Origin of the sequence: Sphingomonas edaphi, from assembly GCF_003583725.1 — a bacterium.
GTDB lineage: Bacteria > Pseudomonadota > Alphaproteobacteria > Sphingomonadales > Sphingomonadaceae > Sphingomicrobium > Sphingomicrobium edaphi.
In genome coordinates, this window is record NZ_QXTF01000002.1 from 353,949 (window position 1) to 369,380 (window position 15,432).

Consider the following 15,432-nt stretch of genomic DNA (forward strand, 5'->3'; position numbering starts at 1 on the left):
GCTGATCGCGCGTCACCAATAGCCATGCGCGCGATCCTTACTAAGCCGGCGAGAAGTTTCGGCATCCTTGGAATCATCCTGATCGCCGCCAACGGAATGATCGGGACGGGTATCTTTGCCTTGCCGGGTAAGCTTGATGCGGCGGTCGGCAGCTTCGCACCACTGCTTCTGATTATGGCTGGCTTAGGGATGGCATGCATTGCCTTGTCGTTCGGCGACTGCGCTCGTCACTTCGACAGTTCGGGCGGGCCACTGCTTTATGTCGCCACGGCGTTCGGGCCGTTGCCGGGATTTGTCATCGGCTGGCTGGCCTATGTCGCCCGCGTGGCCTCGATTGCCGCCAACGCGACCATCCTCGCGACCACCGTTGCAGTATTCTATCCGTTGGCCGGAGAGACCTTAGGCCGATCTCTTCTCATCATTATTCTGTTCGGTTCGCTAATGGCGCTGAACATCGTGGGGGTACGGCGGGCGCTGGCCGTGCTGGGTGGAATCACGGTCCTGAAGGTCGCGCCGCTGCTCATCGTTGCCATTGCCGCCCTGCTGCTGATTGGCGGCGGAACGGCGCCGGTCATCCCGCAACTCACCGCCGTAGAAAGCGTCGCCCTAGTCGCACTTTACGCCTTCACCGCATTCGAGACTGCAACCGTTCCCGCAGGCGAAGCGCGGGATCCGCGCCGAACAATTCCGATTGCGCTGGTCGGCACGGTGCTTGTCATCACTTTGCTTTATGCGCTCGTCCAGTGGGCCTACGGCGGCGCTGGTCTCGCGAATAGCGAAACGCCGCTGGTCGACTTGGCCCGCCACGTCGGCGGGCCCGCAGCAGCCGTTGCCATGGCCGTGACCGTAATTATCTCGATTATTGGCAACCAGGCGTCAGCGCTGCTCGCCAATTCCCGTCTGACGGTTGGGATGGCGGAGCAGGGGATGATTCCCGCGCGCTTCGCCGGCATCTCCCCGCGGTTCGGTACACCAGTCTTCTCTATCATGTTCTTCGGTTTGTCGGCGATGGTACTCGCATTGAGTGGAACGTTCGTCTTCCTTGCGGTGGTCAGCTCTCTCGCGCGGTTGTTTGCATATCTCGGTTGCATATTCGCGGCGCCGCGCTTGGACCGGCATTTTGGCACTTCGCGCGCTTGGCCGCGCCGACTGTTGTTTCCATTCGCCGGCGCAGCGTTGTGCATCTGGGCAATGTTTCAGACCAAGCCCGACGAATGGGCCAGCCTTGGCCTGCTCGCGCTCGCCGGCGCTATCCTGTACTTTCTTTCTCGCTGGGAAACCCGATGGCAGAAATCGCCGCCACCACCGACCGTCTAACCCTGCGGACCTGGGACCTGGAAGATGGGAACCGCTTTTATGCCGTCATGAACACACCTGCGGTCATGCGGCACTTGGGCGGTGTACAGGACGAGGCAAAGTGGAATGCTGCGCTGGAGCGTATCCAGGGCTTCCAGCGCGATTACGGCCATACCTTCTGGTTGATTGAGCGGAACGAGGACGGCGAGCTTCAGGGCTTTTGCGGTCTCAAACGGGTCAATGCGCCGGGCAGTAACCTTACGGGCCAGTTCGAGATAGGATGGCGGCTCCGCGAGAGCGCTTGGGGCAGGGGCTATGCTAAGGAGGCGGCTATTGCGTCGCTCGATCTGGCGTTCGGCAAGTTTGGCGCTCCGCACGTCGTCGCGCTGACGGTCGAAGCCAATGAATCGAGCCAAGGCTTGATGAAGCGGTTGGGAATGACGCGGCGTCCGGACTTGGACTTTATCGACACGCGCTTCGGCCCGGAGCTCAACCCCAGCATCGTCTATCGGATGGATGCCGCCGATTGGCCCGCAGCGCGGGCCGCAGCTATTGCCTAGCGAGCGAGTTGCTCGCGTATCCTAGCAATCGCTGCCGACTGGGTGTCGTCGATCGCGCCAACTTCTGTCGAAGCTGAGGCGATCGCGCGCTGGTCGGCCACACCGATCCAGCGGCGCTCCTTCAACCGCTGTGCCGCAAGGGCATCGATATCCGCTGCCGCGCGGGTCGTGACCCCATATTGTTCGACCAGCCGGGAGAGCGCCTGCTGGGCAGAAACCCAGCCTTCGCTGGACACTGGCCCGGCCAAGGCGGCCAGCCGCGACGCTGTCGCCTCCAGTGACTGGAACGGCCCGACGCCGGCGCGGGCTTGTGAGACAAGTCCGTCCAATTCACCCAACAATGCCGCATCGGCGGGGCCTGCCGGAATATCGCCGGGGATCGGAATGCGCGGGTCGATTGCTTCCGCCGGGCGTGGGGCAAGGCTGGGCTCCGGTCCGGCACTTGGACCACTGCAAGCCGACAGGGCGGCGATGGCGATGAACGGCGACAGTCGGCGCATGACGCTGGCTTAGGGTTGGCTGACAAGCTTCGCAATCCATCGCTGCTTTTGTCGCGACTAAAGGCCATTGCTGGGAAAAGAGGGTTGCGCGGTCGGGCAGTGCGCCCTAATGGACCCCCCGGCACGCGCCCGTAGCTCAGCTGGATAGAGCATCAGACTACGAATCTGAGGGTCGGACGTTCGAATCGTTCCGGGCGCGCCATTTTTCCAGATTCCCATGGCGCCACGCGCAAGAAGACGGGCGGCTCGGCACGCTCGATTCTCGTGCGCTGGCTGGAGTCCGGACAATGGGTCTTGGCCGGTGCGGTGCGGACATACCGAAGATTCCGCAAGAGAACGCGAACTAGTACGTTCCTAAGTGAAACGGCCCGGGGATTGCTCCCCGGACCGTCTCTGCCCCCAAGAGTACGGCAGTGTTGCCACCGCCTCTTGCTGAAAGGCTGGCTTAGCCCCGTTCCGGTTCCGGCGGCGGAGGCGGCGGTGGCGGCGGCGGAGGTGGCGGTGGGCAAGCGTCCGTCGCCAGGATCACCGAGCCGTCTGGGCACGTCTGCGTCGCCGGAGGCGGCGGAGGCGGCGGAGGCGGCGGCGGAGGTGGAGGCGGCGGGGCCGCCGAGACAAAGTTATAAGTCAGCGTCGCCAGCAGCGAGTGAGATTTGAACCGACCACCACGCAGGTCAAACTCATCGTCGATGCTTTCCTTGATCCGGCTGGACCGGAAGTAGCGATATTTCAGGCCAACATCGACATTGGGCGAAACGGCGTAACGAACGCCGGCGATTCCCTGAAGGGCGACGCCGCCGTCCTTGGCACTGAAGTCACCATCATCGCTGTTGATCTTGAACTTGCCCCAAGCGAAGCCGATGCCGGGTCCGGCGTAGAAGCTAAGACCATCCTCGTTGCCCACGTCGAGCAGAAGGTTCGTCATGATGGAGTAATAGCGAGTGCTTCCGTCGGCATCGAACGTGTCGCTGATGACACCATCGCCAGTGTCGAACGTCAGGCTATATTCGTCATGCGATGCCCGCTTGTAGCCAAGCTCCAACTCGGCGCGGAACATTCCGCCGTCGTAACCGAAGATGGCATCGATATCGTAGCCCATCTTATGGTCGATAACGAGATAGTCGTCTTGGCTGATGTTGGGGGTGATGGCATCCACATGGATGTCCTTCGCCCACATCACGCCGCCTTCGATCCCGACATACAGACTTTTGTCTCGAGCCATCGCGGGCGTGGCCAGCAGCGTGCTGGCCAGCAGGGCGAGGCAGGTACGTTTGATCATCGTAACCCCCGTATTTCCGTTCGTGACGAACCCGAATTATTTAACAGAGTTAATGATGAGGCGCCAGCCGAAGTTGACAGGAAAGGAGGGTCGTCCCGAATGCTAGGGACTCCCAATTCTTTCAATGTCTTACGTCAGTGTCGCGAGGGTTGGGTCGCGCGTTTGGCGACAGCGACCCGGACGTTCAGGCCGTCATGGCTACCGCGCCATTTTCGGCGGCGCGGCGAGCAAAATCCTGTGCAAGCTTATGATGCCACTCGCGGGCCTGGGGCGTGATCGCGCGTATCGCGGCGGTTCGCTCCTCGGCTGCGCGGCGCATGTAAAAACGCTGGTTCGACTCCATGTCGTACTTACCCCCCGGACCATCGTTCGGCGACGCCACCTTGCGCGCAAAAGGTGAAGCGATGGTTAATATCCACAAGGGCTTGCCCGTCCCCCGCTGGGACAAAGCGTGGCACGGCGGTGACATCCGCGGCGAATCGCCTTATCGTTGAAACCTAACGACTCGTCGCTCGTTTCCACGCCTATTGGAGGAACGATCATGTTGAGTTCGGAAGCCATTCCGTTCAACCCCGCAGCCCGCGGTTATCATGCGGTGTATAGGGAGAATGAGGTCAATCATTGCCCCGGGTGCGGGCGGACGCACTGGATAATCGGACGCACGTTGGCGGAGTGCGGATTCTGCGCCACGGCTTTGCCCCTTTCGGAAAGTTTTCGTCAGCCGTCGCAGGCGGCGTTTATTGTCAGGCGCGCGCGCCCCAAGGGTCCTGCGGCTTTCGCGGCCTAGCCGCGCGAAGGGGACGCGCGTCCGATCGAGCGGGGCGGGCGCGCGTCGACCCTTTGAACCGTCCGCCTGATGCATTATATCGATGATATGAAACGCTTCATCGCCCCGTTGCTGGCCGCGGCGGTAATGGTCGCACCGGTTCCCGCGTCTGCGCAGGCAGGGAACTTCACTCTGGTGAACCGGACTGGCACGAACATCGGTAAGCTATCAATCCGTCGAGTTGGCACGTCGGCCTGGCAATCACTGACGGGTTCGCCACCGAGCGGGGCGCGCCTCGCGGTCGCGTTCGCCAATCCCGATTGCGCATTCGACATCAAAGCCGACTTAGCGGGCGGTGGCACCGCCACCTTCACGGGCGTCAATCTGTGCGATGTGACGACGGTAACGCTAAACCGCGGGCCCTCCGGCGATCTTTGGGTCGACTACGACTGACGGCGCGCGGCTCAGAATGGCGGCGCGTTAACGCACGCGGACCGATGAAGACTGCAGGCGCGGGCTTCACGCTGTCGATGAGTTTTGCACCGGCTATGAACGGTACGCCGAGGCAGGCGAGTGCGAGCAGAACGCCGCCGTTGCCGGGATAATTCTGCATGTAGTGAACGCCCCGTTCGACCGCACCAACCGCAATCGCATAAGTCACCAGAAACGCTTCGAAACGCGTCTTGATGGTGAAAAGGCGGGCAATACGCGTCATCGGATCCAATCGTTAAGCAAACGGCGGGCCGTTGGCGGAGTTCCGCGGGTTCCGGCTTAAGTTGATTGGTAAAGAAAAAATTAATGCAAGGCGAGTCCGCTGAGTTCCAGTGTCTCGAGCAGGGACAATCGAGCGTTCTCTATGTCGCGGACCAACGCAGCCGACTGCAGTTCTGACGTTGCGATTTGCTTAGGCCAGCTTCGAGCAATTACTTCCGCAATCCGGTCGAGCTTGGCGTTGTCGACGATAAAGCGCGGGTCAACGAGCGACGGATCGCAGGCGACGCGAAGCCGCAGGCAGGCGGGGCCGCCCCCATTGGCCATCGACTGGCGAACGTCCACGAAATTGACTCGGCGGATCGCCCCGTTTGACGCCAGATGCCGCTCGATCCAGGAAGAGACGGAGGGAGTGTCACGACACTCAGTCGGGGCAACTAGCGTCATCGCTCCATCGGTGGGCGTGACCAACTGGGCGTTGAACAAATAGCTGCGGATTGCGTCGGCCAGCGGCACCTCGGCATCCGGGACTTCGACCAGTTCGAAGCCGGGCACCTTGGCTTGCAACTCCGTTACCAACGCATCTCGGTCTGCGAATGCCTTTTCATGTGCAAACAGCACTGGTCCGTTGGCGACCGCGACAACGTCATTATGGAAGGCGCCTGCGGCAATCGCCTCCTCGCTTTGCGCCGCGAAGATCGTCCGTGACGGGTCAAGTCGGTGGAGGCGCGCGATGGCCTTGGAGGCCTCGACATGTTGGCGGGCAGGGAAGGGGCCACCCGAAATGCCGTAGACGAACACCTCCACGCCCGGCTCGCCATGCGATGGCGTCAGCCGCATATGGTTCGCCGCGCCCTCGTCGCCGAAGGCGGGTGGAACAGGGGCATGAACGCGAAATGGATCGCCGGCAAAGGCCAGTTGCAGCTGTGCCAGCGTTGCGGGCCATTCATGGCTGCGGTGCGCCATCGTTTTCAGATTGGCGACGGTCAGGTGGCATCGGCCGTCGGCAGTGTCGGGCGCCGGGCTAACCGTCGCGGCATTAGCGGCCCACATGGCAGATGCACTCATTGCATTGGCGGCGATGACCGGATCGGCGTCTTCGACGCTAGTCCCGAGCTGCGACAGCCATTCCCGGGCAGGTCTGGGCTGGGGGAGAAAGACGCCCTGCACCAGCCCGAGGGCAAGGTTGGATCGCATCTTGTCCACACCCTGCAGGGCAGCGGCGCGGGGCTGCGACACTTCGCCGGCGTTGCGGGATGAGGCGAGGTTGCCGAGGCTCAGGCCAGCGTAATTGTGACTTGGCCCGACAATTCCGTCGAAATTGATTTCCCGAATTTCGCTCATCGTCATCGCGCCACGGCTAATACTCGGTCGCCAGGTCCGACATTGAGCATGTCCATCGCCGCGGCATCGATCAGCAGTTCACCGTTGGCGGTCTGCCGGGCCTGGCCGTAGCACGCCATGAACTCGTGATAGACCCCCGCGGCCAGCATCATGGTCGAGCCTCCTTCTTCGTTAACGCCGCCGACGCGCAACCATTCGGCATCCATCACTGTCTTGATCCGGTCGGTGCGGGCCGTAACGGTGGGACCGCCGTCGAAAATGTCGACATAGCTGTCCCAAACGAAGCCTTCATTCTCCAACATCTTCAGTGCTGCCCGACCGGTCGGATGCGGCTGGCCGATTACTGACTGCGCGCTCTCCGGCAGCATGGCGATATAGATTGGAGTCTTCGGGAACAGGTCGGCGATGAACTGCGTCCCGTGGACGGCATTGAACTCGTCGGCTTCGGGGAAGCTCATGCCAAAGAAGCGACCGCCGATTGCGTCCCAGAATGGCGAATGACCGGCCGGGTCCATCACGCCGCGAAGCTCCGCCAACACCATGTCGCCGAAGCGGGGACGGTGCTGCTTGATGAACAGATATCGCGACCGGGCCAGCAACATGCCGAGCCCGCCCGCACGTTCCTGCGGATGGAGGAACAGACCGCCGACTTCGCTGGACCCTTCCAGGTCGGTCGTCAGCGTCAATGCCTGGTTACGGAAGATGCGGCCAAGCTCTTCGCTTTTCTGCGTCAGCGTGGAGATAAGGTAGCTGTAGAACGGTCGGTCGTTGCCGACCTGCCCGAAAACCTGGCAGGTGCCGCGAATCTGGCCGGTTTCGACGTTTTCCAGCATGAAGACGTAAAGGTCGTCGGACGGACCCTCGCCCTTGCGGCTGAACCCCGCCTCGGAACGCTCCAGCTTTGCTTCCAGTGTGTCCTTGTCGGCGGGGAGGTTGGTGAAACCGCCACCAGTCAGCTTCGCGAGGTCGTACATCGCTCGGATGTCTTTGGGCAGCGCGGCTCGAATCCGAAAACTCATGCGCCCTCTCCGGCAAGGCGCAGGATGGTCAGCGCGGATAAGGCCGCGCGCTCCGGCAGGCTGTCGACGATCAGATATTCCTCCATCGAATGAATCTTGCCGCCGCGCACGCCCATCGTGTCGATAACGGGCACGCCGCAGGCGGCGATATTGTTGCCGTCGCAAACTCCGCCAGTCGGCTGCCAGCCAATCGACTGGCCAAGGTCGGCGCCCGCCTGCTTCACAACTCCGAACAAAGATTCCAATGGGGGGGTCATTGGCTTGGGCGGCCGAGCGAAAAGGCCGTGGACGTGGATCTCCACGTCATGTTCGGCGGCAACCATAGCGACAGAGCTGTCGATCAGGCTTTGCGCCCGGGCCTGATCTTCCAGTGTCGCCGGGCGAAGGTTGACGCGAAGCACCGCAAGATCGGGAACAACATTGTTCGGGCTGCCGCCCTCGATCTTGGCGGGATTGACCGAGAGGCGGGGGCCGACGCCCTTTTGCAGGCGAAGGGCCAGGTCCGCCGCGGCTACGACGGCATTGCGGCCATCCTCCGGATTGCGGCCGGCATGTGCCGAGCGGCCATGGATGGTGAAGCTGAAGTTGCCGCTGCCGGGCCGTGCGCCCGCAAGCGTACCGTCCGGCATTGCCGACGGCTCGTAGGTAAGTGCGGCACGCTTGCCTGCCGCAGCTGTCGCGATCAGTGCCGCCGAGCCGAGCGAACCGACCTCCTCATCGCTATTGATTACGACTTCATATCCGACCCGCTTTGCCTCTGGGCTGGCCTCAACCGCAGCGAGCGCGGCGAGCATGACGGCGATGCCTCCCTTCATGTCGGCGACGCCTGGTCCATTCAGAACGCCATCCTCGATCCAGCGCATTGACTGGAAAGGGTGGTCGACCGGGAAGACCGTGTCCATGTGCCCGGTAAAGAGCAGCTGCACCGGCGCACCGGGCCTCACAGTGAGATGCAAGTTCCGTCCGTGCGCGACGGCGAATGGCTTGCCGGAAGCGTCCACGGCCTCGACTGGTGCCGGCTCGACCAGATGCATTTCGCAAGGAAGGATGGAGAAGGCGTCGGCCAGGATCCCAGCCATGTCATTCAGTCCGCCAAGGTTGCGCGAACCGGTGTTCATCGCCGCCCACGCCTCGACCTGGCGCAGCATATCGACGTCCATCGCCCGCTCGACGCAGGCGCGCTCGATGCTGGTCAGCCCCTCCATGCGGGGCGTCTAGCGCGCTGCGCGACCAAACACCACACCGACGCTATAGGTGGTCGGCGAAGCCTTCGACGATCGTCCGGTACATGTCGCGCTTGAACGGCACGATTAGTTCCGGGAGGAGGTGCGGCTCTACCCATTGCCAGTGACTGAATTCGGGATGCTCGGTGACGATATCAACGTCATCGTCACTACCCAGGAAGCGGGCCAGGAACCAGTCCTGGAGCTGGCCTTTCCATTTGCCGCCCCATAGGCTGGAAGCGATCGCATCGGGAATGTCGTAGCGAAGCTGCTGCGGGTGATCGGCGAGCTTTTCTACCAGGCGCGGCGCGATGCCAGTCTCTTCCTCCAACTCGCGAAGCGCACCTGCCCACGGCTCTTCTCCCTCATCGAGGCCGCCTTGGGGCATCTGCCATGCTTCGTCCCGGTTATCGATGCGCCGCCCAACCCACGCAAGCTTTTGGTGGTTGATCAGCATGACGCCGACGCCGCGGCGATAGAGATCGTCGTCGCTCATTCTTGCTCCGCAACGCGCAGCGCGCGCTCGATGTCCTTCAGATTGTAGGGCTTGGTGATTGTCGGCACGCCGGCAAACTCGGGCGGGTGCGACAGATCGCCGTAGCCCGTGGCGAAGATATAGGGCACGCCTGCGCGGGTGAGCGAACCGGCCAATTCATAACTGTGGATACCGTGAACGTTGACGTCGAGTATCGCGACGTCGACCTGCTCGCTGCCGACTATATCGAATGCATCGTCAATCCGGTCGGCGAGCAGAACCCGCGCCCCTTCGGCGCTCAGCATATCTTCAAGCGCGAGGCCGATGATTGGCTCGTCCTCGACGATCAGCACGAGTCGGCTATTGAGCGTCATCCGCCGCCAGCTCCATCGTCACCCGATATTCAAAGCCTTGCGGCGTGAATCGCATTTCGGCGCCGCTCCGCCGGTCGCTCGAAAGGCCGCGCTTGATCAGTCGCGTCCCGAAACCGCGCCGGTCTGGCTCGACCGCCGGCGGTCCGCCGCGCTCGACCCAATCGATTGCCAGTTGGCGCTTTCCGCTATCCAGTTCTTCAACAGCCCAGCGAATGTCGACGTGCCCCTCCGGTGCGCACAGCGCTCCATATTTAATTGCATTGGTCGTCAGCTCGTGAACGATCATTGCCAGCGACACCGCTGTTTGCGGACCAAGCTCGAGGTCGGGTCCTTGACGATAGATGCGATCGACATCTGCCCCGGCGGTTGCCTCCGCCGCGCTACGGATTGTCTCGTCCAGCGGCGCCGCTTCCCAATTACTGCTGGTCAGTAGACCATGGGCCGCGGCCAGCGCATGGAGGCGAGCGTCGAGCGTACGGCGCGCGCCTTCCGACCCCTCGAGCTCGCGAAAGCTCTGCGTCGCCAGTGCCTGGACAATAGCCAGCGTATTTTTCACCCGGTGGTTGAGTTCGTTGATCAGCAGCCGCTGGCCTTCCTCGGCTTCGACCTGTTCGGTCACGTCGTGGCCCTGCACGAGCACGCCGCCAACCCGGCCGTCACTATCGAGGATCGGCTGGTAAATGAAGTCTAGATAGCGCTCGGCCTCCTCGTCGCCATGTGCGAGCGTCACCTTCAGTTGCTTGCCGACAAATGGCTTTCCGTTGGCCATCACCGAGTCAAGCAGCGTGACGAAGCCCTGCTCGATAACTTCGGGAAGGGCCTCTGCGACGGTCTGTCCAACAACATCGCGCCCACCGATCAATTGCCGGTACGCCGCGTTGGCAAGAACGAATCGATGTTCGGGTCCGGTCAGCAGGGCCAAGAATCCTGGCGTCTGCTCGAACATCTTTCGAAGGCGGCCACTTTCTTCGCTTAGGTCGAGATTCTGGGACTGGACGCGCTGTGCGCGCTCAACGATCCCCATCTCGTCTCGCATCCGGCGCAGCCCGTGAAGCTCCGTCACGTCCACGGTATGCTGCAGGATGTGCTCGACGCGACCGTCTGCATCCAGCAGGGGAGTATGGGTGGCGCTCCAATAGCGGACGTCCATCGCGCCGTCCTGTCGCTCAATGTCGTAGCGTATCAGCGCTAGCTCATCGGTCTTGCCAGTGCGAAGAACTCGCTCCAAGGATCCGCTGAGAAGGCGGTAGCTTTCCGAGTTAGGATCGGCCGGAAAAGCGTCAAACATGCGCCGGCCGATGAGGGCATCATGCGTCCGGCCTGTGACCCGAAGATAAGCTTCGTTCGTCCAGACGATCGCCAAGTCCCTGTCTAGCAGGACATAGGGGTTTGGTGACGATGTCATGAGGGTTTTGAAATCGAACGGCACGAACGGTCCTGGCGCTAGGTCGGGTTAGAATGGTTCAGGCCCGGCATTGGTTTCGATGCGGGCACGGTTAATTTTTGTCAAATTGGCGAAAACCTGTGCGATTGCTCCCTATCGGCGCGGCGAGCCAGATGCCCCGACCCTCCACCAACTCGGGCATGAGCGACCCGATCGGTTCCTCCATTCAACGCAATAAACGCACAGCCAGCTTTTAACGTGCATTAACCATATTCCGCCGCGCGCAATCCCGCGTAAGCCGTTGAAGGGTTTTCATTTTCCGATTCCGGCCGGGTGGGGGTTTTATGCGTTCCTTGTTCAACTTCGCGTCGCGCGACATCGCCATCGATTTGGGTACTGCCAACACGGTTGTTTATGCCCGCGGCGTCGGCATTATTTCGAGCGAACCGTCGGTGGTCGCGATGGAAACCATCGACGGCATCCGTAAGGTCCGGGCAGTCGGTGATGACGCGAAGCTGATGCTGGGCAAGACGCCGCGCAACATCCAGACAATCCGTCCGCTGCGGAGCGGCGTCATAGCCGACCTTGAGATCGCCGAAGAAATGATCAAGCATTTTATCCGCAAGGCGCAGGGCGGCCTCACGCGCTTTTCGCGGGGGCCCGAGGTGGTGATTTGCATCCCCTCTGGCGCCACTTCGGTGGAACGGCGCGCCATCAGGGACGCGGTGAGCAATGCCGGAGCGGACAAGGTTTCGCTGATCGAGGAACCGATGGCAGCGGCGATCGGCGCGGGTCTTCCCGTCGCAGAGCCGATCGGATCGATGGTAGTCGACATCGGTGGTGGCACGACCGAGGTCGGAGTGATCTCGCTACAGGGCCTTGCCTTTTGCCGTTCGGCACGCGTCGGTGGCGACCGGATGGACGACGCCATTGCGTCCTATGTCCGCCGAAATTTCAACCTGCTGATCGGTGAGGGCACGGCCGAGCGCGTTAAGCTGGAAATTGGCTCGGCGCTTCACCCGGGCGATGGCATCGGTCTGATTACGACGGTCCGCGGACGCGACGTCAGCCGCGGCATGCCGGGGGAGATCGAGCTGAACCAAGCGCAAGTCGCGGATGCACTTGCGGAGCCCGTTGCTCAAATTGTTGAGGTCGTGCGCGCCGCACTGGAACACACCCAGCCCGAAATTGCCGCCGATGTCATCGACCAGGGCATAACCATGACGGGCGGCGGCTCTTTGCTTCGCGGTATCGGGACGCTGATCCAGGAAGCGACCGGTCTTCCAGTCCACATCGCTGACAATGCGATGGAATGTGTCGCGCTTGGCGCGGGCCAGACGCTGGAGGATCGAGTGCTGCGTGGGGCGCTGATGGCCGCATGAGCCGGCGTCAGCTGGCGCTCGCACGGAATTCTTGGGATCCATGCAACACACGACAAGCCTAGCGAAGCAGGCGCCACGCTCGTAAAGGAAGCTGAACAGCTTTCAGGAACGAGTCTATGGCTTCGGCCACCCACACCATTACCGAAGAAGAATCCCAGGCCCACCCGATGCTCGACGCAATGGTCGTGCGCTTCGCGGGCGACAGCGGCGACGGTATGCAGCTGACCGGCGGTCAGTTCACGCTTTCGACCGCCCTTGCGGGTAACGATCTTGCGACCTTCCCCGACTTTCCGGCCGAAATCAGGGCGCCGCAGGGCACCACGTTCGGGGTGTCCGCATTCCAAATCAACTTCGGATCGACCGCAATTGAAACTGCCGGCGACCAGCCGGACGTTTTGATCGCGATGAACCCCGCGGCGCTCAAGGTGAACGTGAACGCGCTTCGCGAGGGTGGTTTGATTATTGTCGACGAAGGGGAGTTCTCGCCCCGCAACCTTGCCAAGGCCGGCTACGACGCCAACCCGCTGGAAGACGGCAGTCTGGCGAAGTGGAACCTTGTCCATTTCAACATCTCGCAGCTGACGCTCGATGCCGTGAAGCCGTTCGGTCTCGGTAACAAGGAGGCACTGCGCTGCAAGAATATGTGGACGTTGGGCCTTGCGCTCTGGATGTTCGACCGCGAACGCGGCCCCATTATTGACTGGCTGAAGACCAAGTTCGCGAAGGCGCCCGAACTTGCGGAGGCGAACATTGCCGCATTGAACGCCGGTCACGCCTATGGCGAGACGGTCGAGATCGGCGGCCAAGTCCATAAGCACCATATCGACGCGGCACCTGCGGAGCCTGGTCTTTACCGCACAGTGACCGGAGCGGAATCGCTGTCGCTGGGCCTGATCGCTGGCGCGCAGTTGGCAGGCCTGCCGATGTTCTTCGGCGGCTATCCGATTACGCCGGCATCGGCGATCCTTCACCATCTGTCGCGGCTCAAGGAATATGGGATCACCACGTTCCAGGCGGAGGATGAAATCGCAGCAATCTGCGCTGCAATCGGGGCCAGCTATGCCGGGCAACTCGGTGTAACGTCATCGTCCGGCCCGGGCATCGCGCTCAAAGGCGAGGCAATGGGCCTGGCCATTATGACCGAGCTTCCGCTGGTCATCGTCAATTCGCAGCGTGGCGGCCCGTCGACTGGCTTGCCCACGAAGACCGAGCAGTCCGACCTTTATCAAGCCGTCTATGGCCGCAACGGAGACGCGCCGATGCCGGTGATTGCCGCCCGATCGCCTGCCGACGCTTTTGATTGCGCGATCGAGGCGGTGCGGATCGCAACTCGTTACATGACTCCCGTTATGCTGCTGACCGACGGCTATATCGCCAATGCGGCCGAGCCGTGGAAGGTGCCGGACATGGGCGGGTACGAGCCTTTCCCCGTCGAATTCGCTGAGGGCTCCGCGATGGAGCCGGATAATGACCAAGTCATGCCCTACCGGCGCAATGCCGACCTCGCGCGGCCGTGGATCAAGCCGGGCACGCCGGGTCCTGAGCATCGCATCGGCGGTATCGAAAAGCAGCCAGGCACCGGTAACATCGACTATTCGCCGGAAGCTCATGCGGAAATGACGCGACTTCGCGCTGCAAAGGTGGATGGGATTGCCGAGTCTATCCCTGAGCAGGAGGTCTGCATCGGTAATTGGTCGGGCAAACTTGCCGTGGTGGGTTGGGGCTCGACTTTCGGTCCGATTCACCAGGCGGTTCGCCGGGCGCGGATGCGCGGACTGGACGTCTCGCACATTCACATTCGCCACATCGCTCCGATGCCGCGGAACATGTCTGTCCTGCTCAAGGGCTTCGAGCGCATCATCGTGCCGGAAATGAACACCGGACAGCTGAAAACCGTACTTCGTGATCAGTTTCTGGTCGATGCGAAGCCGCTCAACAAGGTGTCGGGCCACCCGTTCCGTATCGCGGAAATCGAAGCCGCAATCGAGGCGGCGTTGGCATGAAACCAATCAATCCTGTGCCCCTGATCGCCATGTTACTGCTGGTGATCTTCCTGTATCTCTGGCTCAACGGCTACCTCGCATGAACGATGTTACCAAGATCACGACCGCCAAGGACTGGGCATCCGACCAAGAGGTTCGCTGGTGTCCGGGTTGTGGCGATTATGCGGTGCTGAAGGCGGTTCAGCGGACCATGCCGGACCTTGGAGTTGCGCGCGAAAAGACCGTGTTCATTTCGGGCATCGGCTGCTCCAGCCGCTTTCCGTATTACATGGCCAGCTATGGCTTCCACACGATCCACGGCCGCGCTTGCGCCGTCGCAACGGGAACCAAACTGGCCAATCCGGAACTCGACGTATGGATCATCACTGGCGATGGTGACGCGTTGTCGATCGGCGGCAACCACACGATGCACTTGCTGCGCCGCAATCTCGATTGCCAGCTGCTGCTGTTCAACAACGAAATCTATGGCCTGACCAAGGGTCAGTATTCGCCGACTTCCCGAGTCGGAACGCGCACTCCTTCGACGCCATTCGGCTCGGTCGATCGGCCGGCCAATCCGTGCGCCTTCGCGCTGGGCAGCGGTGCCCGCTTCGTCGCACGTGGCATCGACGTGCACAAGAATCTGCCCGACGTGTTGAAGGCGGCGCATGCCCATCGCGGTGCGAGCTTCGTAGAAATCTACCAGAATTGCGTAGTCTACAATGACGATGTGTTCGCGCCCTTCACCGACAAGTCTGTCGCTGCGGACAAGCAGCTCTGGCTGAAGCCGGGTGAGAAGATGCTCTACGCCAATGGCACTAAGGGCCTCGCGCTCGACATGGAGCAGCACATGCTGAAGGTGGTCGACGGCGACAGCGACGAAGTTATCGTCCACAACCCCAAAAACCGCGCGGTCGCACATATGCTGGTCGAGATGCCGGTTGCGAGCTTCCCGGTGGCGCTCGGCGTTCTCTACGAAGACCCGGCGCCGACATTCGACAGCGCAGTGATCGGGCAGAACGCCGCCGCTTCGGCCGGCAAGAAGCCTGACCTGCAAGCCTTGGTCAGCAAGGGCCAGACTTGGCAGGTCGAAAAGGAACCGCGCGCTGAATAGGCGGTTCAGCGGGGGAGGTGACT

The 15,432-nt window shown here is 61.9% G+C and carries 15 protein-coding genes, 1 tRNA gene and 1 pseudogene; 7 read left to right on the plus strand and 10 right to left on the minus strand.

The annotated features are described in order from the left end of the window. Positions 1 to 24 precede the first annotated feature (24 nt). Positions 25 to 1,317 carry an APC family permease gene (locus D3M59_RS08585; protein WP_119533228.1) on the plus strand — a complete coding sequence of 431 codons (1,293 nt, stop codon included), beginning with the start codon at positions 25 to 27 and terminating at the stop codon, positions 1,315 to 1,317. Next, on the plus strand, positions 1,284 to 1,856 hold the full coding sequence (locus D3M59_RS08590; protein ID WP_119533229.1) for a GNAT family N-acetyltransferase: 573 nt from the start codon (positions 1,284 to 1,286) through the stop codon (positions 1,854 to 1,856). Before D3M59_RS08585 ends, D3M59_RS08590 begins: the two co-directional genes overlap by 34 nt. Here D3M59_RS08590 and D3M59_RS08595 read toward each other — a convergent pair. Further along, entirely contained in the window at positions 1,853 to 2,356 is a 504-nt protein-coding gene (locus tag D3M59_RS08595) for a hypothetical protein (protein WP_119533230.1), read from the minus strand. The genes D3M59_RS08590 and D3M59_RS08595 overlap by 4 nt on opposite strands. Positions 2,357 to 2,481: 125 nt before the next feature. Between D3M59_RS08595 and D3M59_RS08600 the strand changes: the two genes are divergently transcribed. After that, positions 2,482 to 2,558, plus strand: a tRNA-Arg gene (locus D3M59_RS08600). A gap of 243 nt (positions 2,559 to 2,801) precedes the next feature. Here the strand turns inward: D3M59_RS08600 and D3M59_RS08605 are convergent. Together D3M59_RS08605 and D3M59_RS08610 are read right to left on the minus strand one after the other, a co-directional pair. Beyond that, positions 2,802 to 3,635, minus strand: coding sequence for an outer membrane protein (locus tag D3M59_RS08605; RefSeq protein ID WP_119533231.1), 834 nt, complete (start codon positions 3,633 to 3,635; stop codon positions 2,802 to 2,804). A gap of 184 nt (positions 3,636 to 3,819) precedes the next feature. Continuing rightward, positions 3,820 to 4,017 carry a hypothetical protein gene (locus D3M59_RS08610; protein ID WP_119533232.1) on the minus strand — a complete coding sequence of 66 codons (198 nt, stop codon included), beginning with the start codon at positions 4,015 to 4,017 and terminating at the stop codon, positions 3,820 to 3,822. A 492-nt stretch (positions 4,018 to 4,509) separates the two neighbouring features. On the opposite strand from D3M59_RS08610, the gene D3M59_RS08620 reads away from it, so the two are divergent. After that, on the plus strand, positions 4,510 to 4,854 hold the full coding sequence (locus tag D3M59_RS08620) for a hypothetical protein (RefSeq protein WP_147416731.1): 345 nt from the start codon (positions 4,510 to 4,512) through the stop codon (positions 4,852 to 4,854). A gap of 64 nt (positions 4,855 to 4,918) precedes the next feature. On the opposite strand, the pseudogene D3M59_RS12275 reads toward D3M59_RS08620, so the two are convergent. From D3M59_RS12275 to D3M59_RS08655, 7 genes and pseudogenes are all read right to left on the minus strand, one after another. Further along, positions 4,919 to 5,116: pseudogene (locus D3M59_RS12275) on the minus strand (hypothetical protein); the annotation flags it as partial. 80 nt (positions 5,117 to 5,196) lie between these two features. Further along, on the minus strand, positions 5,197 to 6,456 hold the full coding sequence (locus D3M59_RS08630) for an N-succinylarginine dihydrolase (RefSeq protein WP_407695443.1): 1,260 nt from the start codon (positions 6,454 to 6,456) through the stop codon (positions 5,197 to 5,199). A gap of 2 nt (positions 6,457 to 6,458) precedes the next feature. Continuing rightward, positions 6,459 to 7,475, minus strand: coding sequence for an arginine N-succinyltransferase (locus D3M59_RS08635; protein ID WP_119533236.1), 1,017 nt, complete (start codon positions 7,473 to 7,475; stop codon positions 6,459 to 6,461). Continuing rightward, positions 7,472 to 8,680, minus strand: coding sequence for a hydrolase (locus D3M59_RS08640; protein ID WP_119533237.1), 1,209 nt, complete (start codon positions 8,678 to 8,680; stop codon positions 7,472 to 7,474). The genes D3M59_RS08635 and D3M59_RS08640 overlap by 4 nt, the downstream gene beginning before the upstream one ends. Positions 8,681 to 8,723: 43 nt before the next feature. Then, positions 8,724 to 9,194 carry an RNA pyrophosphohydrolase gene (locus D3M59_RS08645; RefSeq protein WP_119533238.1) on the minus strand — a complete coding sequence of 157 codons (471 nt, stop codon included), beginning with the start codon at positions 9,192 to 9,194 and terminating at the stop codon, positions 8,724 to 8,726. Then, positions 9,191 to 9,547 carry a response regulator gene (locus tag D3M59_RS08650; RefSeq protein ID WP_119533239.1) on the minus strand — a complete coding sequence of 119 codons (357 nt, stop codon included), beginning with the start codon at positions 9,545 to 9,547 and terminating at the stop codon, positions 9,191 to 9,193. The genes D3M59_RS08645 and D3M59_RS08650 overlap by 4 nt, the downstream gene beginning before the upstream one ends. Beyond that, the gene (locus D3M59_RS08655) at positions 9,534 to 10,952 is read right to left on the minus strand and encodes a sensor histidine kinase (RefSeq protein WP_119533364.1); all 1,419 of its coding nucleotides are present in this window, start codon (positions 10,950 to 10,952) and stop codon (positions 9,534 to 9,536) included. Before D3M59_RS08655 ends, D3M59_RS08650 begins: the two co-directional genes overlap by 14 nt. A 323-nt stretch (positions 10,953 to 11,275) precedes the next feature. On the opposite strand from D3M59_RS08655, the gene D3M59_RS08660 reads away from it, so the two are divergent. From D3M59_RS08660 to D3M59_RS08670, 3 genes are all read left to right on the plus strand, one after another. After that, positions 11,276 to 12,313 (plus strand): rod shape-determining protein, encoded by a 1,038-nt coding sequence (locus D3M59_RS08660; RefSeq protein WP_119533240.1) that lies wholly within the window; start codon positions 11,276 to 11,278, stop codon positions 12,311 to 12,313. A gap of 116 nt (positions 12,314 to 12,429) precedes the next feature. Further along, a complete protein-coding gene (locus tag D3M59_RS08665; RefSeq protein WP_119533241.1) occupies positions 12,430 to 14,316 on the plus strand; it encodes a 2-oxoacid:acceptor oxidoreductase subunit alpha in 1,887 nt (628 codons plus the stop codon). Between the two features lie 79 nt (positions 14,317 to 14,395). Beyond that, entirely contained in the window at positions 14,396 to 15,409 is a 1,014-nt protein-coding gene (locus D3M59_RS08670) for a 2-oxoacid:ferredoxin oxidoreductase subunit beta (protein WP_119533242.1), read from the plus strand. The last annotated feature ends 23 nt before the right edge of the window (positions 15,410 to 15,432 follow it).